The organism is Nocardia implantans (genome assembly GCF_035544775.1).
Classification (GTDB): Bacteria; Actinomycetota; Actinomycetes; order Mycobacteriales; family Mycobacteriaceae; genus Nocardia; species Nocardia implantans.
In genome coordinates this window covers 460,858-485,642 of record NZ_JAYKYQ010000001.1, presented here as the reverse complement: position 1 = coordinate 485,642, position 24,785 = coordinate 460,858, and the positions used below count along the sequence as shown (strand labels likewise).

Sequence of the window (24,785 nt, the reverse complement as noted above, 5' to 3'; positions counted from 1 at the left end):
GAGATGAAGACCACGGGCGCGGTGACCCACGCGCAGCGGCGGGCGGCCGAGGAGGCGATCCGGTCGGCAGGTGACCGGGCGCTGCTGGTCACTCCGCATCGCCGCGACATGGTGGCGGCGCTGGTCATCGCCCTGCGCGAGCGCCAGGTACCCGGCGTGCAGGATCTGCTTCCGGCCGCGGAAACGGTACTCCTGACGCTCGATTCGCCGCGGGCTGCCGAAGCGGTCCGCCGATCGCTGACCACGCTGCTGGTCACCCTGGACGCCGAGCGATCGGACGCTGTTTCCCGTGGAACATCCTCCGGCCACCGCACCGAACCGGTGTCGATTCCGGTGCGCTACGACGGCGCCGACCTCGACGATGTGGCCCGGATGCTGGAGGTGACGACCGCGGAAGTGATCGCGGCGCACACCGGAACGCTGTGGCGGTGCGCTTTCGTCGGTTTCGCGCCGGGCTTCGGCTATCTGGAAGCGCCGGACGGAAGGTTGTCCGTGCCGCGCAGAGCGCAGGCGCGCACATCGATTCCGGCGGGCGCGGTCGCCCTCGCGGGTGGATACAGCGCGGTGTACCCGAGGAGCACCCCCGGGGGATGGCAACTGATCGGCACCACCGACCTCAGGATGTGGGATGCCGAGCGCGACCCGCCCGCGCTGATCCGCGCGGGCGCCACGGTTCGATTCCTCGACGCGAGGGACGGCTGATGATCGTCGTCGAAGCGGTCGGCCCGCTGGCGACCATCCAGGATCTCGGGCGGCCGGGCTGGTTCGATTCCGGCGTCGGTCCAGCGGGAGCGGCGGACCGCGGGTCGCTGCGGCTGGCCAATCGGCTGGTCGGCAACCCGGAGGGGCACGCGGCCGTCGAAGTGCTGCTCGGCGGTCTAGCGCTGCACGCGGAAGAGCACGTCATGCTGGCGGTCACCGGCGCCCCTGCCCCCGCCACCGTCGACGGCAGGCCCGTGGGTCACGCGAGTGTGCTGGAACTGGAACCGGGACAGGAGCTGCGGCTCGGCTACGCGTCCGTCGGACTGCGCAGTTATATCGCGGTGCGCGGCGGCATCGCCGTGCCGGAGACGCTCGGTTCCCGCAGTCGCGACACGATGTCCGGCTTGGGGCCGGAACCTTTGCGGAAGGGTGATCGTCTCCCGGTCGGGTCTTCTCCGCACACGATCCCGGTTGTGGACTTCGCCCCGGTCGCCGGATTACCCGCGGGCGTGGTCACTGTGCGCGCCGTGCTCGGTCCGCGCGACGATTGGTTCGCCGACGCCGCGGCCTTGTTCGCGGGCGAATGGGCGATCTCCACCGACACCGACCGGATCGGCGCCCGATTGGAACGCCGCGTCGGGCCACCGCTGACCAGGAAAGTCACCCGCGAACTGCCGACCGAAGGCATGGCGCTCGGCTCGATCCAGGTGCCGCCGAGCGGACAACCGGTGGTCTTCCTGGCCGATCACCCGATCACCGGCGGCTATCCGGTGATCGCGGTGGTCGTCGATGCCGACGTCGACGCCATCGCGCAGACGCGGCCAGGTCAGCCGGTGCGATTCGTGCGCGCGGGCTGACCCGGGTTCGGCCGCAGCCGGGCGTGCATGAGATACACGTTGTAGCTGTCCCAGGCCGAGAGCATGAAGTACAGGTCCTCGCCGGTCGACCACGGATGGATGAAGCCACCGTAGGACTTCGGGTAGTCGGCGGTGGACACCAGCGGTATCGCGTCCGTCCACGCGCCCTGCGGGCTCGCCGCGGTACGCAGCACGATCGCGCCCCGCGCCGAATCCAGGTAGACCATCTGCCACTGTTCGGTCTCCCGGTCGTAGCGCACCGACAGTTCACTGGCGATGCCGAGCACCAGCGGGGTGGCCTGATTCTCGGCGGCGGGCGCCCAGGTGCCGCCGACCCAGTACTGATAGGCGGACTTGTTCAGCACCTGGTGCTTCGGCACGCGCGCCAGCGCGATCGTGCCGATGCGTCCGTTGGGCGTGCCGAACATGTAGACGTAGTCGCCCTGCGGCACCATCGCCGCGACCTGGAACTTGCCGAGCCCGAACAGGTTCTCCCACTTGGCGTGCTGGTCTTTGCGCCAGGTGCGCCCGCGGTCGTCGGAATAGGCGAGGCCGCCGTAATTGGTCCACCACAGACCCGGGATGCGGCTCCATCGGTTCACCGACATGTAGCTGAGGTACTGCCGGTCACCGACGGCGAACCCGGAGGTCGGGATGGTGGTCGTCTCCCAGTTCTTGACCTTGCGACTGCCCAGGATCTCCGCCGCGTGGCAGCGGCTGTCCTGCGCGAAGGTGTCCAGCGTCAGGCCGTCGTCCAGATCGCGGTCGGTGCTGAAACCGATGACGTTGCTGCGCCAGTCCTGGTCGTCGTTGCCCGCGCCACCGACACCCCAGCCCTTGCCGAAGGTGTCCCCGAACACCACGGCGACCTCACCGGGTCGGGTCTCCCACATCAGGCCGAGATCGGTGCCGTCGACCTGCCAGCGCATGTCGGTGCGGTTGTCCGAGCCGTGCCCGGTCACCTGCCCGACCAGCCGTACCGACTCGACCGCGGGCGCGGCCACCGCGGCCGCGAGCGGGCCTGGCTCGGCCGGATGCACCACCTGCGGCGGCGCGGGCTGCGGCTCCTCACCGGGACCGCCGGGCACAGGGACGGGAATCGGCTCGGTCTCCGGCTTGAACTCGATGCGCGGCAGCTTGACCGGAGAGCCGGACCCGGAGGAAGAGCCGGAGCCATCGCTCGAACCGGATCCCGATGCGGAGCCCGACCCACTGCCCGAATCGGGTCCGGCTGCCGAGCCGGAGGAACCGGTCTTCTCGTCGGCGCCGGTCTCGGGCGTGGGGCTGGGATCGGGATCGGGCTCGGGATGCTCGGGGTAGTCCCTGATGTCGGGGCACGGGTTGTCGCACGGATTCTCCGGCAGCGGTTCCGGGACGATCCGCGTGTTGTCCTGCGGTGGGTCGGGCACCGGGACCGGAGTGAGTTCCGGGATCGGCACAGGGATGTCGATCTGCGGCGGCAGCGGTGGTGGCGGCGGCTGCGCGGGATCGGGCTCGCGGTTGAGCGGATCGAAACCGACCTCACCGCAGCTGTTGACCGGCGGTGGCGCCCACGGAAAGGGTGCGGCCTGCGCGGTGGGCGCAGGCACGGCCAAGGCGCCTGCGAGCAGTGCGCCGAAGAAGGCGGGTGCATAAGGCGATCTGCTTCCGGATGCGCGCATCAGGCCGGCCCTGTCGCGCTCGTCAGGCGATCGGATGCCCGGCGGTGGACCGAGACTCGGCGGAGCTCAGCAGTTCTCGTACCGCGTCGAGGTGGTGCACCGGAGAACCCATGTCGTGTTGACTCCTGTCGGTCGGCTGCTGACGTGCCAACTTACCGGAACAACCACCGCGAACGGGGGACGGCGAAGGAAAAGCTCCGCGCGATGGAACCGGCGCCGCGCCGCGTGCGTCCAACGACGTATGAACGAGATCGAGTACGTGTTCGGTACCGGTGACGGACCCGTGCACGTCTGGACCAGCGAGGCCGACCTCACCCTCGGCGATGCGGGCACCGCCGACGCGGTGCGCCTGGATTTCGACGGCGACGGCATCGCCGACGACGCGCTGTGGGACGCGGCCGGTTGCGGCCGCGCCGGCATCGCCGCGCTGGATCTCGACGACGACGGCGTGCTCGACCATTTCTTCACCGATCCCACCGGCCTCGGCACGTGGAACCACCAGATCACCGGTCTGCCCGGTGATACGGCGAACGAGCCGCTGGACTGGATCGTGCGCACGGACGCCGACGGGCCGGATCATCTACTCGGCCAGGCACGATCATCGGGTTCGCCGCCTGAGCCCGATCTGCCGGAAGCGGGTGCGTTGCCCGAGCACCTCGCCCACTGGTCGAACCGCGACCGGCGCGACTGCGGCGACGACCCGTCGCTCAGCTGACCGCGCGGCGGCGCGTGTTCACCGCGATGGCCACGATTCCCGCGGCGTAGATCGCGGCTCCGGCCAGCACCACGATCGCCGATCGGCCGTCGTCCGGAACGATCAGGGCCGCCACCGCGATCGCCAGCACGAACGCGACGTTGAACACCGTGTCCTGCAACGCGAACACCTGGCCGCGGCGGGCGTCATCGATGTCGATCTGCATGGTCGCGTCACCGGTGAGCTTGATCGTCTGCCCGGCGAGACCCAGCAGGAACGCCCCGATCAGAAGAAGTTCGTGCGCACGCTGCGCCGCGGCGCCGGATTCGGCGAACGCGATCGGCGTGACCAGCGTCAATTGCACGAGCATCGCGGTGATCAGACCGGCGACCACGGTGCGCGCCCGTCCCAGCCGGGGAATGAGCAGCGGCGCGGCGACGGCGGCCACCAGCATGCCCGCGGCGGTGGCGGCGATCGTGACGCCGAATCCGACCAGGCCGCCGCTGAGTCCGGAGCCGTCCACCGGGGTCTGGCGCAGGACCAGCACCATGATCAGCGTATTCATGCCGAAGACGATCCGATGGGTGCCGATGCCCAGCATCGCCGTCGTGACCGCCCGCGATTCCCACACCGCCGTGGCCCCGGTACGTAGACCGGTGGCGATCGCGTGCACGGTGTTCTCGCCTGCCGCCGTGCCGGGGGCCGGGCCGAGCACGCGCGGCCGGAACCCCGCCGCCAGGGCGGCGCCGAGCAGTGACCCGATGCCGCTGATCGCCACCGCGACCGCCGAGGCGAAGTCTCCCGCCCCGATCAGTCCGATGACGCCCACCGCGACGGCCGCGCCTGCACCCGCGCACGCGGAGGCGACGGTGGCCAGCACCGAGTTCATCGACACCAGCCATGCCTGGGCCAGCACTCGTGGCAGCGCGGCCGAGACGCCCGCAAGGACGAATCTGCTGACGCCGACCACCGCCAGCGCCAGCAACAGCAGCGGCGTCTCGCCGACTCCGGCCAGCAGTCCTCCGCTGACCAGCGCGATCAGCACCGCGCGCAGCACGTTGGCGACCAACAGCACGGTGCGCCGGTCCCAGCGATCCAGCAGCGCGCCCGCGTACGGCCCGATCAGCGAATACGGCAGCAGCAGCACCGCGAAGCCCGCCGCGATGGCCAGCGGATCGGTCTCCCGCTCGGGGTTGAACAGAATCGCCCCCGACAGCGCCGCCTGGAACATCCCGTCGCCGAATTGCCCGGCGAAGCGCACCACGGCCAGCCGCGACACGCCCGAACTCTGCCGAAGTGTTGCGCGCAGCCCACCCGGCCGTTGCTCCGCGGGAGTGCGGCCATCGGCGTGACCAGTCGACACGTTGGCGAGCGTACTGTGTTCGCCGACTGGGCCGCACACGCGCGCGTCGGCGCCGATGGCGGGTCAGACGCGGTCGAACAGCGTGCTGACCGTCGCGCGCATGTCCGGCGCCATCGGCAGCTCGTCCACCGAGTCCGCGTCGATCCAGGCGAACGCGTCGTGCTCGCCCGGCGCGAGGGCCACATCGCCCGGTTCGGCCGCCACCACGAAGCTGAATTTCCGCACTTTCGACTTGGTCCTGGTGGCGTAATCGAATCCGCCGAGGAAGTCGACGACCGCGCGCAGCCGCAGCCCCGTTTCCTCGAGCAATTCCCGTGCGAGGCACTCGGCGAATGTCTCCCCCGATTCGACGCCACCGCCGGGCAGTTCGTACATACCGCCGTGATAGTCGTCGGCCACGCGGCGCACCACCAGAAGCCTGCCCGCGCGGAACACGGCGACGCCGACCACGAAATGCGCGATGCCATCGCGGTGCGCTTCGCTGCGGAGTTGCTGTTCGATCAGGGCGAGGTCATCGGGGTCGAGCACGTCGCTACCTCCGGTTGTCGTTGTGGCGCTTGGCAATCGGGGACGGGCCGCGATATCCGACGAGGTGGCCCGACGTTTCGACGTACCGGTTGGTTCTGCTCGCCTCCCGTTCACCTTCCGGTCGCTCGCGTAAAATGCCGAGTGCGGCACAATTTACTAGGAATGTGGAGTACCGCGGTGGAAGTGCTCCTACCCTGAATGGCGATCGGTGCACGGTCCCGAGAGGAGGACCATGATGTCCACACTCACGACACCACACATCGATGTCCACCGTGGCGGCGACCGCATGAAGACGCGGGTCTCCTGGCTGGATTCGAAGCATTCGTTCTCCTTCGGGGAACATTACGATCCCGACAACACCCACCACGGCTTGCTGCTGGTCAACAACGAGGACATCGTCTCCCCCGGCCAAGGCTTCGACACCCACCCGCATCGGGACATGGAGATCGTCACCTGGGTGCTCGGCGGCAGCCTGGTGCATCAGGATTCGCTCGGGCACAGCGGCGTCATCTATCCCGGCCTGGCCCAGCGTATGAGCGCAGGCACCGGCATCCTGCATTCGGAGAAGAACGACTCGTGGCGTCTGGACGGCCGCGTCGCCGAACACGAGCAGCCGGTGCATTTCGTGCAGATGTGGGTCGTGCCGGACGAGCCGGGCCTGACCCCCGGCTACCAGCAGCTCGAAATCGACGACGAGCTGGCGAAAGGTGGTCTGGTCACGGTCGCATCGGGTCTGCCCCGCTACCGGGATCGCACCGCGATCGCCATCAACAGCAGCCATTCGGCGCTGCACGTGGCGCGCATGGCGAGCGCGGAGCCGGGCGCCGAGCAGGTGATCGACCTACCCGATGCGCCGTATCTGCATTTGTTCGTGGCGCGCGGGGAGGTGGACATGGAGGGCGTCGGCCCGCTGTACGAGGGGGACGCGGTGCGTTTGACCAGGTCGGGCGGACAACGGGTGGTCGCGCGGCAGCCTTCGGAAGTGTTGGTTTGGGAGATGCACGCACGGCTCGGCGCCCAGTAGCCGGTCGGCATTAACATCCGTCCGCGGGAAGTGCGATCAGTAGGCGACCGCCGCGCACCCCCGGGCCAACCTCGTCCGGACCGAGCATCGCGAGGCACCGACGGAGAGGAAGTCCATGTCGCAATATCCGCCCCCGCCGCCCGGCCAGTACCCGCCGCCGGGGCAATATCCACAGCCCCCGGGCGGTCAGTACCCTGGCCAGCCCGCTTACTGGCAGGAATCGCCGAAGGGCCGTGGCCTGGCGATCACCGCGCTGGTGCTCGGCATCCTGGCGTTGCTGTTCTTCTGGACGGTGATCGGCGGCTACGCCTGTGGCATCTTCGCGGTCATCCTCGGCATCGTCGCCGTGTTCAAAGCGCGTGCGGGCACCGCGGGCGGCATGGGCATGGCGATCACCGGCATCGTCCTCGGCGCGCTCGGCATCATCGGCGCCGTGCTGCTCACCGTCGTGGGTTACAGCTTCTTCGTCAACTCGGGTGGCAAAGACTTCATCGACTGCGTGAACAAGGCGAACAACGATCAGTCCAAGATCGAGCAGTGCGAGCGCGAGTGGAATCAGAAGTTGCAGGACAAGTACAGCGTCACCCTCACTCCGGCGCCCGCGCCGACGCCCCGGTAGCCGCGGCGCACGCCAGGGTCGTGGCGATCACCTCGGCGAAGGCACGGCGAAAGTCGCCGTCGGGCGCCACGACCCAGGTTCGGTAGCCGCCGTGCTCGTCGGCGGGTGACGGCAGCACGATGTGGCTGCCAGGCAGCGCGATCGACGCGCAGATCCGGAACAGGTCCGCGAACAGGGCGGTGTCCAGGTAGGAGTTGTCGGTGGGGCCGGTGAGGAAGGTCCAGCGGTGGGCGCGCGGATGCGCGATGATCGGGCCCGGCCGCGGTTCGGGTCCGGCGGCCAACCGCTCGAGCACCCGGCGGCCGAACGCGGCGGGCATCACGACCGCTCCCACCGAGCCGACCTCCAGCATGATGCGACCCAGGATCGGGTCCACGAGTGCGTACAGCCCGTGCTCGTCGCGATAGCGACGGCAGCGAGCGAACGCGTCCTCGATCGAAGGAAAATCCGTGGACGCGAGATGCCTGCCCGATTCGATGCGCGATGTACCCATGACGAACAACCTCGCCTCGCAGTGGTGGGGACGCGTGCTCGGAAGAATCGATCGCTGTCTCGACCCTAGTCCTGGGCAAGTCGCTTGACAATAGTCACCGCGCCGCGCGCCGGAGGGGGGCGTAGCATCCCGTCACATGGCACCCGTCTCGCCGACCGTTGCCCGCTGGGAGCTGGTGCTTCGGCTTCGTGAACTGCGGGAACAGCGCGGCTTCGACTCCGCGGGGTTCGCCGGGCGGGTGGGCTTCACCCCGGCCAACTGGTCGCACGTCGAGAAGGGCAGGCGCGTGCTCACCGCCAAGACCATCGGCCCGGTCCTCGAACTGCTCGACGTCGACGCCGAGGAACGGGTGGAACTGCTGGCCCTGCTGGAGGCCAGCAAGCAGCGCGGCTGGTGGGCGAAGTCCTCGGCGCTGATCGGACCCGAGCTGCAACGGCTGTACGGCATGGAATACGGCGCGCAGAGCATCCGCAGCTACGACAGCCTCGTCGTGCCCGGCCTGTTGCAGACCGAGGACTACGCGCGTGCGCTGATCAGCGCCGATGTGATGATCCGCCCGGTCCAGGTCGAACAGTTGGTCGCGATCAGGATGCGGCGCCAGGAGCGGCTGCGCGGCGCGGATCCGGTGGAGCTGACCGCCGTGTTCGGGGAAGGCACGCTGTTGCAGCAGACCGGAGGTCCGGACGTGCTGCGCGGACAGTTGACCTATCTGGCCGAATTGATCGAGGAACTGGACACCGTGGAGGTGCGGGTGATCCCGTTCGCGGCCACCGCGGGCGCGGTGCTCGGCGGATCGAGTTTCCACCTCATCGACTTCGCCGGCGAGCAGTTGCCTACGTTCGGCTGGGTGGAGAGCGCGGTGTTCGGCGGGGCGGTGGAAGACCCGGATCTGGTCCGCGATCTGCGCTTCGCCTACCTGCGGGCGATGGAGCAGTCGCTCTCGCGAGCGGACTCATTGGCCCTGATCAGGCGCTATTCCCGCGTGTAAAATCCTGCCCATGGCCAGCACCGTACGGCCGGTACGCACCGGCTGGTTCACATCGACCAGATCGAACAACGGCAACCAATGCGTCGAGGTCAGGTTCGATGGTGATGCGGTGCTCATCCGGGACAGCAAATATCGCCGCGACCCGGCGAACCGCCCCGCCGGAGAGCCCGTCATCACCGTCACGGCAGCCGAATGGACCGCGTTCCTCGACGCGGTGCGCACTCACGGGCGATCGGACGGCGAACTGAGCGCGCACCCCGCAGCCGATGGGCACACCGCACTGACCTACGGCGGTGTCACCCTCGTCTATACACCGGAGGAGTGGGATGCCTTCCTGCTCGGCGCGCATGACGGCGAATTCGATCGGGTCGTCTTGCCCGCTTGATTCCCCGTAGGGCGCACACCCACCAACGCTCGGCCGGAGGCGGATGAGCGGCCTCGCACGTTCCCCGCGTCGATCGCTGCGACCAGGCTCGGAAGGACGGCTCGTGGTCCTCGCCCACGGCCGACGGGCGCGCTTGTCGGCATACTGGACACCGTGACTTCCGAACTGACCCGTCCTTCCGGTATCGATCTGTCCTACCTCGACGAGGACGTGCGGGTGCAGGACGACTTGTTCGCGCACGTCAACGGCAAGTGGCTGGCGCAGCATCAGATCCCCGCCGACCGGGCGGTGGACGGCGCCTTCCGCGCGCTGTACGACCAGGCGGAGCTGGATGTGCAGGCGATCATCCAGAATGCCGCGGCCACCGACGCCGAACCAGGCAGCGAGGCCCGCAAGATCGGTGACCTGTACTCCAGCTTCATGGACACCGACGCGGTGGCCGCCGCCGGGCTCGCGCCGATCGCCGCCGAACTCGCGGCGATCGCCGAGGTCGGCGACAAGGGGGCGTTCGCGGCGCTGCTGGGCCGGTTGCAGCGCACCGGCATCGGTGGCGCGGTCGCCGTTTACGTCGACACCGACGACAAGGACTCCAACCGCTATCTCCCGCACGCCACCCAGTCCGGCCTCGGCCTGCCCGACGAGTCGTACTACCGGCAGGACGAGTTCGCCGAGATCAGGGCGAAGTACATCGCGCACATCGACCGCATGTTCGCCCTGGCCGCCGCCGACCCGCAGGTCGCAGGCCTGCTGCCGGACGAACTCGGCACCGTCGGCGCGCGCGTGTTCGAGCTGGAGCGGAAACTGGCCGCAGGCCATTGGGACGTGGTGCGCAGGCGGGACGCCGAGCTCAGGTACAACCTCACCACCTTCGAGGCGCTGGCCGCCGACAACCCCGAGTTCGACTGGGTCGCGTGGACCGACGCGCTGGCCGAAGGCGTGGACGCGTCGGGGCCCGAGCTGTTCGCCGAGCTGGTGGTCAACCAGCCGGACTACGTGCGCACGTTCGCGCGGCTGTGGGCCGAAGAGCCGCTCGCGCACTGGCAGGCGTGGGCGGCTTGGCGAGTGCTGCGTTCGCGTGCGCCGTACCTGACCGACGCCGTGGTCGAGCAGAACTTCGACTTCTACGGCCGCACGCTCACCGGCGCCCAGGAAAACCGGGAGCGCTGGAAGCGCGGCGTCACGCTGGTGCAAGACCTGCTCGGCGAGGCGGTCGGCAAACTCTATGTCGCCGAACACTTCCCGCCGGAGGCCAAGGCGCGCATGGTCGAGCTGGTGGCGAATCTGCAGGAGGCCTACCGCCGCAATATCGCCGAACTGGAATGGATGGGTGAGGGCACCCGGGTCGCCGCGCTGGCGAAGCTGGAGAAGTTCACCCCGAAGATCGGCTACCCGGACAAGTGGCGGGACTACTCGGGCCTCGTGATCGACCCGGCCGACCTGGTCGGCAACTACCGCAGAGGCTACGCGGCCGAACACGATCGGGATCTGAACAAACTCGGCGGTCCGGTCGACCGCGACGAGTGGTTCATGACCCCGCAGACGGTCAACGCCTACTACAACCCGGGCATGAACGAGATCGTCTTCCCGGCCGCCATCCTGCAGCCACCGTTCTTCGACATGAACGCCGACGACGCCGCCAACTACGGCGGCATCGGGGCGGTGATCGGCCACGAGATCGGGCACGGCTTCGACGACCAGGGCGCGAAGTACGACGGCGACGGCAACATGGTGGACTGGTGGACCGACGAGGACCGCGCCGAATTCGCCAAGCGGACGACCGCTCTCATCGAGCAATACGACGTGCTCTCCCCCAAGGAGTTGCCGGACGAGCACACGGTGAACGGCCAGTTCACCATCGGCGAGAACATCGGCGACCTCGGCGGCCTGTCCATCGCGCTGGAGGCGTACAAGATCTCGCTGGGCGGCGCCGCCGCGCCGGTGATCGACGGGCTCACCGGCCTGCAACGGGTGTTCTACGGGTGGGCGCAGGTATGGCGCACGAAAGCCAGGACGGAGGAGGCCATCCGGCGTCTGGCCACCGATCCGCATTCGCCGCCGGAGTTCCGCTGCAACGCGGTCGTGCGCAATATCGACAGCTTCCACGAGGCGTTCGGCGTCGAACCCGGCGACGCGCTGTATCTGGAACCCGCTGAGCGCGTGAAGATCTGGTGATTCCCGGCGCCGAGGCTGTCCGTTGCGACCGTCTCGGCCGCGCTGCGGTCAGCGCAGGCGGTCCCCGGTCGCGGCGTCGAAGAAGAAGACGTCCTCCGCCCGGGGCCGCAGGTACAGCCGGTCACCGAGCCGCACCTGGAAGCGGCGGTCGACGCGCGCGACCACCTTCCCGGATCGGCTGCTCCAGTCCGCGGCGATGCCGTGACTGTAGACGAACGACTCCGCGCCGAGTTCTTCCAGCAGCTCGGCGTCGACCGCAAGGCCGTCGGCGGGTTCGGCGGTGACCTCCCATGACTCCGGCCGTACCCCCACCACCACCCGGTCGCGGGATCTCGCGGCGGGCGGCAGCGGAACGCGCAGGTCGCCGAGCCCCGCCGCACCGTCGCGCACCGGCGCTTCCAGCAGGTTCATGCCCGGCGAGCCGATGAATTCCGCGACGAAGGTGTTCACCGGATCGTCGTAGAGCACGCGCGGCGCGGCGATCTGCTGCAGCTTGCCTTCGCGCAGCACCGCCACCCGATCGCCCATGGTCATGGCCTCGACCTGGTCGTGGGTGACGTACACCGTGGTGGTGCCGAGCCGCTTCTGCAAGGCCGCGATCTGCGCGCGCGTGCTCACCCGCAGTTTCGCGTCCAGGTTGGACAGCGGCTCGTCCATGCAGAACACCTGGGGCCGGCGGACGATGGCGCGCCCCATGGCGACGCGCTGCCGCTGCCCGCCGGACAGCCGGGCGGGTTTGCGATCGAGCAGGTCCTCGAGCTCGAGCAGCTTCGCCGCCTCGCGGACCCGCACCAGCGTGTCGGTCTTGTTCATGCCCGCGTTGCGCAGGGCGAAGCCCATGTTCTGCGCGACGGTCATGTTGGGATACAGCGCGTAGCTCTGGAAGACCATCGCCACGTCCCGCGCCCGCGGCGGCAACCCGGTGACGTCCTTGCCGCCGATCAGGATGCGTCCGCGCGCAACGGATTCCAGCCCAGCGAGCATGCGCAGGCTGGTCGACTTGCCGCATCCCGACGGACCGACGAGCACGACGAACTCACCGTCGGCGATGTCGAGTTCGAGCTGGTCGACGGCCGGTGCCTGCGCGCCGGGGTACCGGTGCGTCACGCTGTCGAACTGCACGGTGGCCATGCTTGTCGGTCTCCTCGGGGACGGGCGCTACTTCGGCAGCTTGGGCGTGATCTGCCGATCGATGATCGCTTGCAACTGGCTGGTCACGTTCGCGAACGCGGCGGCGACGTCGGCGTTGCGCAGACCGATCTGCTCCAAGCCGGTGCCGATGATCTGGTCACCGCCCGGCACGAAGACGCGGGCGTAGTCCTGCGACTTGGTCAGCGGCAGCTGATCGATCGCGACCTTCGAGTTCGGATTCTTCGCCAGGAAGTCCCGCTGGCTGGGATCGTCCACGGCCGACTTGCGCACCGGCATGTAGCCGGTGCCCTGCGAGAAGTACGCGGTGTTCTGCGGGTTGGTGACGAACTCGATGAACTTCAGCGCGTTCACTTTCCGCTCGTCGGACAGGCGCGCCGGAATCGCGAGGCCCGCGCCGCCGGTGGTGACGCCGGGTCCGTTCGGATGCGGGAGGAAGGCGGTGCCGACGGTCAACTTGCCCTCGGCGTTCTTCTGGATGCCCCGCAGGTCGCCGGTCGAGGCGATCGTCGAGGCGATCACGCCGGTGCCGAAGTCCACCGCGATCTGCGGCTTGATGCCCGCGTACTTCTTCGTGTTGATCATGTCGCGCAGGAACGTGCCCGCCGCGATGGTGCCGGGATCGGTGAACTTCAGCGTCCAGTTGTCCGAATACGCGCCACCGAAGGTCCAGTTCGGGCCTTGGAAGGTCCAGGCGAGGTAGTTCTTCACATCGCCCCAGCCGTGCGCGAGCTTGCCCTCCCCGACCACCTCTTGCACCTTCGGCCCCCACTCGTCGAACTCCTGCCAGCTCTGCGGACCGCGGTCGGGCAGGCCGGCCCGGTTCCACACGTCCTTGTTGTAGTAGAACAGCGGGGTCGAGCGGGCGTAGGGCAGCGCGTAGTGCTTGCCGTTGAACTGGTAGTCGGCGACCAGCGAGTCGACGTAGTCGTCCAGCCGCACGCCCGCGTCGGCGAAGTGGCCGTCGAGCGGTTCGATGGTGCCGTTCAGCGCGTAGTTGAACCACCAGACGTCGGACAGCACCACGATGTCGGGCAGGTCACCGCCCGACAGCGCCGCGTTGAACTTCTGCGACACCTCCTCGTAGTTCTTGCCCGCGTCGACCAGGTGCACCGTCAGGTCGGGGTGCTTGTCCTGGAAGCGACGGATGAGCTCGGCCTCGAGTTCTTTCGATGTGCCCGGGTGGTTGGACCAGAAGGTGAGGGTCTTGGCGTCGCCGGATTGTTTGCCGCCGCCTCCGGTGCCCGCGCACGCGGTCAGCGCGGCGCCCGCAGTGAGCGCGCCGGTCAGCCCGAGGAATCCGCGCCGGGTCAGCGCGGGGAACTGTGCAGTGGACACGTGGTTTCTCCTTGTCAACCCTTGACCGCACCGGAGGTGAGGCCTTTGATCATGTGGCGTTGCAGCACCAGGAAGACCACGAGGATCGGCAGCATGGTCAGCAGCGTTCCCGCCATGACCGGTCCCCAGTTGGTGACGCTGGGGTTCTCGGTGTTCTGCAGCAGGGTCAGGCCGACCGGCAGGGTGGCGACCGTTGTGTCGTCGGCCATCAGGAACGGCCACAGGTATTCGTTCCACTCGTTGACCAGCGTCACCACCGCGAAGGCGACCATGGTCGGCCCGGACATCGGCAGCACCACCCGGGTGAGCAACCGCCACCAGTTGGCGCCGTCCATCCGCGCCGCCTCGATCACCTCGGAGGGCAGCGAGAGGAAGTGGTTGCGCATGAGGAAGGTTCCGAAGGCGACACCGCAGAGCGGAATGATGATGCCCTGGAACGTATTCCGCCAACCCAGCTGAGCGATCAGCGCGTAGTTGGAGATCACGGTGATCTGGTTGGGCACCATCAGCGCCGCGATGATCACCAGGAACACCACCGTCTTGCCAGGAAAGCGCAGGAACACCAGGCCGTACGCGCTGAACACGCCGAGCACGAACTTCACCGCGGAGACGATGCCGGTGACGATCAGCGAATTGCGCAGGAAAGTCCAGAACGGCAACGTCGTTGTGGCCTCACGGTAGTTCTCCGGGTGCCAGCTGTGCGGCCAGTACACGGCGGGCTGCACGTAGATGTCCGGCCGCGCTTTGAACGAGGTGATGAAGATCCAGAACAGCGGAACGCCCACGATGATCAGCACGCACGCCATCGCGCCGTAGCCGAGCAGCGTCACCGCGCGCTGTCGATTCACTGCTGCTCCCGATCCATGACACGCACCTGCACCAGCGTCACCATCAGCAGCACCAGGAACATGATGGTCGCCACGGTCGCGCCGTAACCGGCCCGGAAATTGCGGAAGGACTCCTGATAGACCTGGTAGACCATGGTCGTGGTGCCGGTGCCGAGCGGTCCGCCGCGGGTCATCACGTTGATGATGTCGAAGACCTGCAGCGAATTCAGCAGCACCGTGATGGACAGGAAGAAGGTCGTCGGGCGCAATTGCGGCAGGAGGACTTTGGTGAACGTCGTCCAGCGGCTCGCGCCGTCGATCTGCGCGGCTTCCATCAGGTCGGCCCGGATGCCTTGCAGCGCGGCCAGATAGATGACGAAGGCGTAGCCGAGGTTCTTCCAGATGTAGGTCACCGTCACCATGAACAGCGCCCAGCGCGGGTTCTGGTAGAAATCCGGCACCTCGTGCACGCCGAGCCGGTGCAGCACGTCTTGGACCAGGCCGAAACTCGGATCGAAGATGAACTGGAAGGCCACGCCGATGGCGGCGCCGGAGATGACGAACGGCGCGAAGATCGCCGAGCGGACCACGTTGCGGCCGAACAGCTTCCGATCCAGCAGCAGCGCGAGCGCCAGACCGAGCGCCATGCTGCCCACCACCGCCGCGAGGGTGAACACCACGGTGTTGGTGACGATGTCCCAGGAATCCGGCCTGCTCCACCATTCGCGGTAGTTGTCGAAACCGACGAAGGTGGCGACCGGATCGGAGATGTTCCAGTCGAACAGCGACAGCCGGATGTTGTCGATCAGCGGCCGGTAGACGAACAGCGCCAGAAGCGCGAGGTTCGGCAGCACCAAGACCAGGAACAGGGCGTAGTCCCGCCAGGGGCGGTGCCGCAGACCGCGTCCCGGTGGCTGCGGCAGTACTCGCTCCGGCCTGGTACGCACGGCGGTGACTCTACGGACCGGAGCAAACAGCCGGTTACGTTCGCCCGCCGCCGCGCTGAACTTCTCGCGCACGGGCCAAGTAGAGCAAAAGCCGAACACTACGATCGGCTACTTCGAGCAATTGATCGTAATGTTCGGCTTCGCGCCGATCAGGGGTTACCGAATGATCAGTTCCAGTCGCCGAGACCGTCGCTCGCGCTGAGCGTGCCGCCCTGGGTGTTCTGCACGATCACCGGGTCGCCGCGACGCGCGTTCTCGAAGAACCACTTGGCGTCCTCGGTGCTGACGTTCAGGCAGCCGTGGCTGGCGTTGGACACGCCCTGCTGGGCGACCGACCACGGGGCCGCGTGCACGAAGATGCCGCTGTTGGAGATGCGGGTGGCGTACTCGACCTCGAGCTTGTAGCCCTCGGGGTCGGTGACCGGAACGCCGTAGGTCGACGAGTCCATGGTCATCTTGCGCAGCTGCTCGCCGACGATGTAGGTGCCGTTCGGCGTCTCGTGCTTGGGCTTGCCCATCGAGGTGGGCATCTCCTTCACCACCTCGCCGTTGCGGGTGACGGTGATGGTGTGGGTGGTGTCGTCGGCGGTGGTCACGAAGGCGTCGCCGATGCGGAACGAGCTGGTGGTGCCGCCCGCCTGCACCTGCACGTCGGTGTTGTCCGGCCAGAACTCGTCCGGCCGCCAGCGCACCTGCTTGTCGCCGCGCCAGTAGAAGTGTCCTGGCGCAGGCTTCGAGGAGGTGATCTTGATGGCCTTCTCGGCGGTGGCGTGGTCGGTCACCGGTTCCTTGAAGGTGATGATGATCGGCTGTGCGACGCCGACCACCTCGCCGTCGGCGATGTTGATCGAGGGCGGAGCGAAGTTCGCCTGTGGTTCGGGCTCGGTGGCGGCGGCGGCCGAGCCGGTGCCGATCCCCGGGAGCGGTTCGGCCTGGGCAGGCGCGACGAGCAGAACACCGGCTGCCGCGATCGCGGCGGACAGCAGGACGCCCTCGCGCATCCGGCGGGCTAGCCGCGCTCCCTTGCGAGGAGCAGGCGACGACCCGGTGTGCAAAGCGGCATGCATAGGTTTCTCGTCCATTCCATCTCTCGCGCGCACGCGTACGCCGCGCAGCGAGATATTTCATTTCAGCACGGTGCCAGAAGAGCGCCCCACTGGTATCGAGGGCCCGACCCGTCGTCCATTCCTACCGTCCCGGCGCGTGTGGAAGCTACCGGCGTTTCAGAATGATTCGGCACACGCGCTTGTAGTGGTATGGATCACAAAGACGTCGATCGGGTATCGAAGCGGGCAAATCTGCCGGTCACGACGGATCGGGCGCTCCGCGGCCGGAGGCGTTCGATTCCCGAAAGATGGCTCACAGCAAACTCATTAGTGACGAAGCTCACTGATCACGTCGAACGAAATCGGACGATGCGGACCGCTCGCGATATTGTGCGGCACGGAGAGCGGGACCGGTCCGCGCGCGTACCGCGGGGTGAGTCGCAGGCGTACCCGCGCGAGGATGGTGGCCAGCGCGATCCGCAACTCGTAGTCCGCCAGGGCCGCGCCCACGCAGCGCCGATGGCCGCCGCCGAACGGCGCGAACTCGAACGGCCGGTAGCGGCGCTCCACGAAGCGTCCCGGGTCGAAGCGTCCCGGGTCGGTCCACACTTCGGGATCGGAGTGCAGCAATGGCACCGCTATCCCCACGGTGTCGCCGGGCGCGAGCCCGACGCCGCGCAGCGTGAAGGGCTCGGTCAGCCGGCGCAGAACGATCGGCACCGGTGGGTGCAGCCGCAACGTCTCCTGGCAGACGGCGTCGAGGTAGGGCAGCGCGGCCAGCTCCGCGGGGCCCGCGTCCCGACCCGCGTCCCGCAACTCCCGCCGCAGCCTGCCCAGTGCCTCGGGTGCGCGGTGCAGCCGGAACAGCGCCCAGACCAGGGTGGTCGCGGTGGTCTCGTGCCCGGCCACGAGCAAGGTGCGGATCTGCTCGCACAGTTCGTCGTCGTCGGGGTAGACGGACAGCAACAGATCGAGCAGGTCGGCGGGCGATGCGGCGGGGTGCGCGCGCCGGTGTGCGATATCGGCTCTGATCAGCCGATCCAATCGCTCGCGCGCGGCGCGGAACCGGTCCCACGGACCGTGCCCGTGCAGCCCGCGGCGCAGAGCGGGCACCAGCAGCAACGGCCCGGAGAACGCCGTGAGGAAGTCCCTCATCGCGGCGGTGTACTCCGCTTGCCGCCGCGGGTCGCGCGCACCCGACACCACCGTCGCGATGACGCGCAGCGTGAGGGCCCGCGCCGCCGCCCGCGCGTCGATGCGCGCGCCCGTCGCCCACCGCTGACCGCTCTCCCCGGCCAGTTCCCGCTCGGTGGCTTCCTGGATCAGCTCGCCGTGCTCCCGTACCCGGGCACTGTGCAAGGCGGGGGTGAGCAGGGCGCGGTCGCGGCGATGGCGCTCGCCCGAAGCCAGGATCATCGAGGCGGCGCCGACCATGGGTTCGATCGGATTCGGACGCGGCGGCTCGGAGCCATCGACCGGCAAACGGAACAGCTCGCTCGCGCCGACCGCCGTCCCGGTGAACAGCACCGCGCCGAAACCGGGAAATCGAACATAGAACGGGTCGCCTTCCCGCGCCCTGCGCCAGTGGAAGTACCGGTCGAAATCGGCCCCTGCGGCCAACGCGTGCAGTACGGTCGCGCGCGGCACACGCGGTCCGCCGCGGCGGGCACCCGCCTCGGTTCGTGGCATGCGCACCTCCATGTCGAGAACACGAGGCCGCGGCCGCGGCGGTTCGCCGCTAGCCAGCGGTCTGCTTGTGCTTGCGCACCGTCGCCTGCGCCGTCGCCGCCAGCCGCGCGAGCCTGGCGTCGCCGAGCGCGGTCACCATGCTGCCGAGCCCGTTGGTGACGAACGCGATCGACATGCCGAGATCCGGATCGGCGTAGGCGCCGGACCCGCCGACGCCGTAGTGGCCGAACGCGTGCCGTGGCTGCTGCTTGGACATCAGGACCGGGCGGTGGTAGCCGAGCGTGAAGTGGATCGGCACGCCGAGCACGTAGTCCCGGCTGTGCGTCGGCTGCACCTGGCTGATGGTCTCGATCGTCCGCGGGGCCAGGAACCGCCCGCCTTGCTCGGGGCCGCGCGTCTTCCGGTCCGAACCGGTCGGGTGGACCATGCCGCCGTTGGCCAGCGCGCCGTACATCCGCGCCAGGGCGCGCGCGGAGAACACGCCGTTCCAGCCCGGCATCACCGAGTCGTGCACGCGGGGATCGCGGACCAGCTCGTCGAAGCTCTCCGGCATCCCCGCCTCGGCCAGCCCGCGCACCGGCCGCACCCAGGACAGCACCGAGGAGGCGGTGTTCCAGCGGACACCCGGCGGGCCGAGGTGGCGATAGATCTTGGCGATCCGGTGCCGTTCGGATTCCGGAACGCGGAACCAGTACTCGTCCAGGCCGAGCGGCTCGGCGATCTCGGTGCGCAGCACCTCGGTGAACGGCGTTCCCGTCGCTCGTTGCACGAGCTCGGCGACCAGCCAGCCGAAGGTGATCGCGTGATAGCCGGAAGTGCGGATGCGGCGGGGGTCCGGCGGGCTGTCGGCCAGCGCACGGACCACGGCGTCGTAGTGCAGGATTCCTTCCCGCCCGGGAACCAGGCCGCGCACCCGGTGCAGACCGGCGCGGTGGCAGAGCACGTCACGGACGGTGATGTCGTCTTTGCCGTGCGCGGCGAACTCCGGCCAGTACTCGGCCATCGGGATGTCGTAGTCGATCAGCCCGCGTTCGGCCAAGCGGTGCACGACGGTGGACGCAACGCCCTTGCCGGTGGAGAAGGTCAGCGCGACGGTATCGCCGTTCCAGCGCCGTTCCTTGTCCGCCCAGCCTGCCCAGATGTCGACCACGGGCTTGCCGTCGAGGTAGACCGCCAGCGCCCCGCCGCCGCGAGCGGGCTGGGCGAACAGGCCGAAGAACTGATCGGCCAGCCGGATGAAACGCGGATCGACCAGCATCTCGTGCGGCGCGGCCAGCTTCCCGCCTGGCGCATCGGCGGGCTCGAAATCGTCCGCCGCCATTGCCGAAACCATGGGGTCACCTCCTGACCGCCGTTATCCGGGCTGGTCAACCAGGGTAACCCGTTCAATGGGTCTGCCAGAGCCCAAAAGGCGTCGCAATGCACGCGTCGCCGCTGTCGGCGTTCCACGCGAAGGCCGCCGCGCCCAGGCAGACGACCGCCTGCTCGGCGGTCTCCACCCCCGCTCGCGACCCTTCCAGCGCGATCGAGATCGCGAACGTCCGCACGCCCGGCGCTGTGGTCGAGGTCATCGCGACGGCATCAGGGCCGAAGCCCAGCGCGACGGGAACCCCGCCCGCGCCCTCGCTCGCGCCGACGCCCCCCGCCGCGCCGATGCCGATGGCCGTCGCGCCCGAGGTCGCGTTGGCGTAGCCGACCCCGTCGATCCCGCTGGCCGTGGCGAGGCCGTAGTCATCGGTCGCCGCGCGGCAGGCCGTCTCCCCATTGATGCGGGTGATATCGGTTCCGCCTTCCGATCGGCAGTGCACGTCGGCGGCGGCGGCCATGCCAGGGACGACCAGGGAGCCTCCGATCGCCGCGGTCGAACACACGATTGCGCTGATCAGCTTCACCGGGGGGCTCCTCTCACACCAGAAATCCCACCATACCCAGAGCCATTGGCCGCGATTCGTTTCCGGCTCCGGCTCGACGGGCGCTCGGTCGATGGTGTATTCATGGCGTGGTATTTCAAGCGCAGCCAAGGCAACTTCGGATTACGGGGGCGTGAGTTCGCCGGCGTTACAGCTCGGGAGGACTGTACGTGTCTCGTCAACTGACCTGGGGGCGTCTCGCCTTCGCCGGACTGGCCGTCGCGGCCGGATTGTCGCTGGTCGGCTGTACTTCCACGGTCAGCGGTACCGCACAGCCCGCGGTGGACGGGACGATCGACGCGGTGTCGGTGACCAACACGCCGAAGCCGTCCTCGGGCAAGCCCACGCCGAGCACCGGCAAGCCGACGACGAGCAAGCCGAGCGGAAGCACCGATTTCGACGCGAGCATCGGCGACTGCGTGAAGCTCGGCGGCACCACCACCAACGCCACCATCGAGAAGGCGTCGTGCGGCAGCCGCGAGTCGAACTACAAGGTGATCGCGAAGGCGGCGAAGAGCTCGCAGTGCAGCAGCGACGCCGACAACTACTACGCCGAGACGATCAACGGCATCGAACAGGGCGCGCTGTGCCTGGACATCGACTGGGTGGTCGGCGGCTGCATGGACGTCGGCGGTGACGACCCCAAGCGCATCGACTGCACCGGTTCGTCGCCGGTGAAGGGCGTCAAGGTGGTCAAGCGCGTGGACAGCGCCGACGACGTGAACGTCTGCGGCAGCGGCACGGGATACGTCTACGACAAGCGCCGTTTCGTCATCTGCGTCCAGGAACTCTGAGCCGGACTTCCCAACGCTTGCCTGCCGCTAGGTTGGGTGGGTGAGCACCACCGAGCTACCGCGGCTGCGGTCGGGCACCGGTCGCTGGATCCTGCTGGCCACCATCCTCGGCTCGTCGGTCGCCTCGCTCGACGCGACGGTCGTGAACATCGCGCTGCCGCGGATCGGGGAATCGCTGGAGACCGATGTCGCAGGGTTGCAGTGGACGTTGAACGGCTACACCCTCACCCTCGCGTCGTTCATCCTGCTCGGCGGCTCGCTCGGCGACAAGCTCGGCCGCCGCAAAGTCTTCGTCTGGGGAACCGCGGCTTTCGCGGTCGCATCGGTGCTGTGCGGTGTCGCGACCTCCATCGAACTGCTGGTCGCGGCGCGGATCCTGCAGGGCGTCGCGGGCGCGCTGCTCACGCCGGGCAGTCTGGCGCTGATCTCATCGTCCATCGATCGCCGCGATCAAGGCGCCGCGATCGGCCTGTGGTCGGGCTTCGGCGGGGTGGCGGGCGCGCTGGGGCCGTTCCTCGGCGGCTGGCTCATCGAGCTCGCGGGTTGGCGGTCCATCTTCTTCCTGAACGTTCCGCTCACCCTCGTCGTCGTGCTGGTCGCGTTGCGGCACGTGCCAGAGAGCCGCGATCCCGACGCCGCCCCGGAACTGGACGTGCCCGGCGCGCTCGTGGTGGCGCTGGCTCTCGGTGCGTTGACTCTCGGACTGATCGACACCGTGCCCGTGCTCATCGGCGCCGGTGTCGTGCTGCTGCTGGCTTTCGTCGCGATCGAACTGCGCAGCGACCACCCGCTGGTGCCTCCGTCGCTGTTCGGCTCGCGGGTGTTCACCGCGGCGAATCTCGTGACGCTCGCGGTCTACGCCGCTCTCGGCGGCGTCTTCTTCTTGCTGGTGCTGGAACTGCAACTGGTCGCTGGGTACACGCCGCTGATGTCCGGCGTCGCGACGGTGCCGATCACGCTGATCATGCTGGCGCTGTCGGCTCCCGCCGGGCGCTGGGCGCAGCGGCACGGGCCGCGCATCCCGATGACCGCGGGACCGCTGCTGGCTGCGGCGGGGTTGGTGCTGTTGCTGCGGATCGGACCCGACACCACGTATTTCACCGATGTGCTGCCCGGTGTTCTCGTCTTCGGGCTCGGGCTCGCGGCGCTGGTCGCCCCGCTCACCGGCGCCGTGCTCGGCGCGGTGCCCGCGAGCGAGGCCGGCATCGCCTCCGGTGTGAACAACGCCGTCGCGCGCACCGCGCAACTGCTCGCGGTGGCGGCGCTGCCCGGACTCGCGGGCATCTCGGGTGCGCTGGGTGATCCGGCGGCTTTCGACGACGGTTTCGCCACCGCGATGTGGCTGTGCGCCGGGCTGCTGGTGATCGGCGCGGTGCTCGCCGCCGTGCTGCTGCGTCCGGTGCGGCACGCAGCCACCCTCGACAGCGTCGATTGCATGCCGCAGTGCGCGGTCACGGGCCCCGCGGTGGCGCCGAGCGAAAAAATCAGCGGCCCGAACGCGTAGCTCGCGTCCGGGCCGCTCATCGCCGTGTCGCCGGCGCTCAGATCGGGAGGAACCCCGCGCCGACGCCGCCGCGCGCGTTGATGTCGGCCATGATCGCGCTCATGTTGGTCCCGACCTCGGGACCGAAGCACGCGATGGCCAGGTAGGCGTTCACCATGCCGACCAGCGTCGAACCGACGACGACCGGCGCGCCGGAGTCGCCTTCCACGACGCACATCTGGCTCCAGGTCTCGACGTTCGTCCGGAAGATGTCGCCCCAGGCGATACCGCAGGTGTTGCCGGTGGTGCGCCCTTCTTTGCAGACGATCTGCGGGAAGTTGGCCGGTCCGCCGAGATTGGTGATGGTCACGTTGCCGACCCGGTTCACCGGCGTGATCCTGCCCGGATCGAACTGGATGACGGCGTAGTCCAGATCGTGGTTGGAGTACACGAAACGGCCGATCACGCCCGAGCCGCGATCGGCTTCGGCGTAGACCTGCGCGCCGGGGTCGCCGCAGTGACCCGCGGTCAGGCCGACCAGACGTCCCGCGTTGTCGTGGCCGACCGTCGTGACCGTGCACTCGAACTGGTTGTCGATGATGATGCCGGATCCACCGCCCAACACCGGCGGGCCCGGGTCGGCGTTAGCGGCCCCTGTGCCCGTGCCGAGCAGCGCCGCGCCCAGGGCGACGGCGAAGGCGGCATTGGCCACCTTGGCGAGTTTGCTGAACATGTCCCTCCAGACGTCGGAAGCCCGCACGATATCAATCTGTCGCACCCATCGTGTCAGTAATCGGTCTCGGGCGCGTCACCACTACGGGGGTTGTCCCCACTGCCCTGCGCTTCAATCCACTTTCATACAACCGTGACCAAATGTATCTTATGCGCCCAATAGCGATTAGCTATCGCAATTGTGAAAAGCGGGTGACCGTTAGTGTCTCGGTGATAGTAAGGAGACGTCGCGTTGGTCTCCGGAAACAAATCTGATTTTCGATGAGAATTATCCGAAGTAATTCGCCGAATCGCCGGAAGCGATCGAGCATTCCCGCAGTTCGGCTGTAGCTTGTGCCAGAGCTCGACTGGTCACCTTTGGGGTCGTTCCCAATGTTCTGCGCCTCAACCATTGCTTTTCCGCGGCGGTGACAGACATCTATGACTGCGATCACAAGTGGATGGTGTGTTCTGCACTACTCCGTAGTAAGGTGCGTCAAGCAAACGAGTCGTCGGGGCAACCAACCGGCGTCGAGGAGGATCAGCCAGTGCAGTCGACCGAGAGTCCACCATCAGGGTCACGGTTCAGTGGTGCGGTCGATTGGACGAGATCTTATTGGCAAGATCATCCCAAGCGATCGCTGGAGACCTTCGGCAGGCAGATCACGATGGGCTTCGCCGCGGTCGCCGAACTGTTCGTCTCGATTTTCCGCAAGCGCTTCCCGTTCGGGGAGTTCGTCCGGCAGTGCGCCTTCATGGCCAGTGTCTCCGCGGCGCCGACCCTGCTGGTCGCCATCCCGATCGGCGTCATCGTCTCCATTCAGGTCGGCTCGGTCGCCGGACAGGTCGGCGCCACCTCGTTCATCGGCGCGGCCAACGGCCTCGGCATCATTCAGCAGGGCGCCCCGCTGGTCACCTCGCTGATGATCGCGGGCGCCGTCGGCTCCGCGGTCTGCGCCGATCTCGGTTCGCGCACCATTCGCGAGGAGATCGACGCCATGAAGGTGATGGGCGTCGATCCGATGCGCAGGCTGGTCGCTCCGCGCCTCGGCGCCGCGATGCTGGTCAGTGTGCTGCTGTGCGGCTTCGTCGTCTTCGTCGGCTTCCTGACCGGCTACATCTTCAATATCTTCGCGCAGAACGGTACGCCGGGTTCCTACGTCGGCACCTTCTCTTCGTTCGCGGTGACCACCGATCTGCTTGTCGCGCTGGCGAAATCGCTCATTTTCGGTCTGCTGGCGGCAATCATCGCGTGCGACACCGGATTGAACACCCGCGGTGGTCCCGGCGGTGTCGCGAACTCGGTGAATTCCGCGGTGGTGAGCTCCGCCATCATGCTGTTCGGGGTGAACCTCATCATCACCCAGGTTTACAACGCACTATTCCCGTCACAGGTGGTCTGAGC

24 protein-coding genes are annotated in these 24,785 nt (G+C 68.2%); 11 read left to right on the top strand and 13 right to left on the bottom strand.

Going from position 1 to position 24,785, the window contains the following annotated elements; genetic code table 11:
• Positions 1-3: 3 nt before the first annotated feature.
• Together U3653_RS02265 and U3653_RS02260 are read left to right on the top strand one after the other, a co-directional pair.
• Positions 4-702 carry a 5-oxoprolinase subunit B family protein gene (locus tag U3653_RS02265; protein WP_195079563.1) on the top strand — a complete coding sequence of 233 codons (699 nt, stop codon included), beginning with the start codon at positions 4-6 and terminating at the stop codon, positions 700-702.
• Positions 702-1,559, top strand: a complete 858-nt coding sequence (locus U3653_RS02260) for a 5-oxoprolinase subunit C family protein (protein ID WP_195079562.1) — start codon at positions 702-704, stop codon at positions 1,557-1,559. Before U3653_RS02265 ends, U3653_RS02260 begins: the two co-directional genes overlap by 1 nt.
• Here U3653_RS02260 and U3653_RS02255 read toward each other — a convergent pair.
• Positions 1,529-3,220, bottom strand: coding sequence for a glycoside hydrolase family 183 protein (locus U3653_RS02255; protein ID WP_195079561.1), 1,692 nt, complete (start codon positions 3,218-3,220; stop codon positions 1,529-1,531). The two genes, U3653_RS02260 and U3653_RS02255, sit on opposite strands and share 31 nt — an antisense overlap.
• Positions 3,221-3,461: 241 nt before the next feature.
• Between U3653_RS02255 and U3653_RS02250 the strand changes: the two genes are divergently transcribed.
• The gene (locus tag U3653_RS02250; RefSeq protein WP_195079560.1) at positions 3,462-3,935 is read left to right on the top strand and encodes a hypothetical protein; all 474 of its coding nucleotides are present in this window, start codon (positions 3,462-3,464) and stop codon (positions 3,933-3,935) included.
• Here U3653_RS02250 and U3653_RS02245 read toward each other — a convergent pair.
• Together U3653_RS02245 and U3653_RS02240 are read right to left on the bottom strand one after the other, a co-directional pair.
• A complete protein-coding gene (locus tag U3653_RS02245) occupies positions 3,928-5,223 on the bottom strand; it encodes an MFS transporter (protein ID WP_195079867.1) in 1,296 nt (431 codons plus the stop codon). The two genes, U3653_RS02250 and U3653_RS02245, sit on opposite strands and share 8 nt — an antisense overlap.
• 117 nt (positions 5,224-5,340) lie before the next feature.
• Positions 5,341-5,805, bottom strand: coding sequence for an NUDIX hydrolase (locus U3653_RS02240; RefSeq protein WP_323124343.1), 465 nt, complete (start codon positions 5,803-5,805; stop codon positions 5,341-5,343).
• A 235-nt stretch (positions 5,806-6,040) separates the two neighbouring features.
• On the opposite strand from U3653_RS02240, the gene U3653_RS02235 reads away from it, so the two are divergent.
• A complete protein-coding gene (locus U3653_RS02235) occupies positions 6,041-6,829 on the top strand; it encodes a pirin family protein (protein WP_195079558.1) in 789 nt (262 codons plus the stop codon).
• Between the two features lie 115 nt (positions 6,830-6,944).
• Entirely contained in the window at positions 6,945-7,448 is a 504-nt protein-coding gene (locus U3653_RS02230) for a DUF4190 domain-containing protein (protein WP_195079557.1), read from the top strand.
• Here U3653_RS02230 and U3653_RS02225 read toward each other — a convergent pair.
• Complete coding sequence (locus tag U3653_RS02225) at positions 7,417-7,941, bottom strand: hypothetical protein (RefSeq protein WP_195079556.1); 525 nt, start codon at positions 7,939-7,941, stop codon at positions 7,417-7,419. The genes U3653_RS02230 and U3653_RS02225 overlap by 32 nt on opposite strands.
• A gap of 136 nt (positions 7,942-8,077) precedes the next feature.
• Between U3653_RS02225 and U3653_RS02220 the strand changes: the two genes are divergently transcribed.
• The 3 genes from U3653_RS02220 to U3653_RS02210 all read left to right on the top strand — a co-directional run bounded on the left by U3653_RS02220 (position 8,078) and on the right by U3653_RS02210 (position 11,486).
• Positions 8,078-8,929 carry a Scr1 family TA system antitoxin-like transcriptional regulator gene (locus tag U3653_RS02220; RefSeq protein ID WP_195079555.1) on the top strand — a complete coding sequence of 284 codons (852 nt, stop codon included), beginning with the start codon at positions 8,078-8,080 and terminating at the stop codon, positions 8,927-8,929.
• 10 nt (positions 8,930-8,939) lie between these two features.
• Positions 8,940-9,314: a DUF397 domain-containing protein gene (locus U3653_RS02215; protein WP_195079554.1), complete on the top strand. Its 375-nt coding sequence runs from the start codon at positions 8,940-8,942 to the stop codon at positions 9,312-9,314.
• Positions 9,315-9,467: 153 nt separating this feature from the next.
• A complete protein-coding gene (locus U3653_RS02210) occupies positions 9,468-11,486 on the top strand; it encodes a M13 family metallopeptidase (RefSeq protein WP_195079553.1) in 2,019 nt (672 codons plus the stop codon).
• A gap of 48 nt (positions 11,487-11,534) precedes the next feature.
• On the opposite strand, the gene U3653_RS02205 is transcribed toward U3653_RS02210, so the two are convergent.
• The 8 genes from U3653_RS02205 to U3653_RS02170 all read right to left on the bottom strand — a co-directional run bounded on the left by U3653_RS02205 (position 11,535) and on the right by U3653_RS02170 (position 20,374).
• Complete coding sequence (locus U3653_RS02205) at positions 11,535-12,617, bottom strand: ABC transporter ATP-binding protein (RefSeq protein WP_195079552.1); 1,083 nt, start codon at positions 12,615-12,617, stop codon at positions 11,535-11,537.
• Between the two features lie 27 nt (positions 12,618-12,644).
• Positions 12,645-13,973: an ABC transporter substrate-binding protein gene (locus U3653_RS02200; protein WP_195079551.1), complete on the bottom strand. Its 1,329-nt coding sequence runs from the start codon at positions 13,971-13,973 to the stop codon at positions 12,645-12,647.
• 14 nt (positions 13,974-13,987) lie between these two features.
• Positions 13,988-14,779, bottom strand: a complete 792-nt coding sequence (locus U3653_RS02195; RefSeq protein WP_323124367.1) for a carbohydrate ABC transporter permease — start codon at positions 14,777-14,779, stop codon at positions 13,988-13,990.
• Positions 14,780-14,817: 38 nt separating this feature from the next.
• A complete protein-coding gene (locus tag U3653_RS02190) occupies positions 14,818-15,747 on the bottom strand; it encodes a carbohydrate ABC transporter permease (RefSeq protein ID WP_195079549.1) in 930 nt (309 codons plus the stop codon).
• A 167-nt stretch (positions 15,748-15,914) separates the two neighbouring features.
• A complete protein-coding gene (locus U3653_RS02185) occupies positions 15,915-16,814 on the bottom strand; it encodes a L,D-transpeptidase (RefSeq protein ID WP_397069406.1) in 900 nt (299 codons plus the stop codon).
• Positions 16,815-17,120: 306 nt separating this feature from the next.
• The gene (locus U3653_RS02180; protein WP_195079547.1) at positions 17,121-18,482 is read right to left on the bottom strand and encodes a cytochrome P450; all 1,362 of its coding nucleotides are present in this window, start codon (positions 18,480-18,482) and stop codon (positions 17,121-17,123) included.
• A gap of 49 nt (positions 18,483-18,531) precedes the next feature.
• Positions 18,532-19,803: a serine hydrolase domain-containing protein gene (locus U3653_RS02175; RefSeq protein WP_323124365.1), complete on the bottom strand. Its 1,272-nt coding sequence runs from the start codon at positions 19,801-19,803 to the stop codon at positions 18,532-18,534.
• A 64-nt stretch (positions 19,804-19,867) separates the two neighbouring features.
• Positions 19,868-20,374, bottom strand: coding sequence for a DUF6764 family protein (locus tag U3653_RS02170; protein WP_195079546.1), 507 nt, complete (start codon positions 20,372-20,374; stop codon positions 19,868-19,870).
• Between the two features lie 188 nt (positions 20,375-20,562).
• On the opposite strand from U3653_RS02170, the gene lppU reads away from it, so the two are divergent.
• Complete coding sequence (gene lppU / locus U3653_RS02165) at positions 20,563-21,186, top strand: LppU family putative lipoprotein (protein WP_195079545.1); 624 nt, start codon at positions 20,563-20,565, stop codon at positions 21,184-21,186.
• A 40-nt stretch (positions 21,187-21,226) separates the two neighbouring features.
• Positions 21,227-22,690 (top strand): MFS transporter, encoded by a 1,464-nt coding sequence (locus U3653_RS02160; RefSeq protein WP_195079544.1) that lies wholly within the window; start codon positions 21,227-21,229, stop codon positions 22,688-22,690.
• 37 nt (positions 22,691-22,727) lie between these two features.
• Here U3653_RS02160 and U3653_RS02155 read toward each other — a convergent pair whose 3' ends face one another.
• Complete coding sequence (locus U3653_RS02155) at positions 22,728-23,402, bottom strand: S1 family peptidase (RefSeq protein ID WP_195079543.1); 675 nt, start codon at positions 23,400-23,402, stop codon at positions 22,728-22,730.
• Positions 23,403-23,928: 526 nt separating this feature from the next.
• Here U3653_RS02155 and U3653_RS02150 point away from each other — a divergent pair.
• Positions 23,929-24,783, top strand: a complete 855-nt coding sequence (locus tag U3653_RS02150; RefSeq protein WP_195079542.1) for an MlaE family ABC transporter permease — start codon at positions 23,929-23,931, stop codon at positions 24,781-24,783.
• The last annotated feature ends 2 nt before the right edge of the window (positions 24,784-24,785 follow it).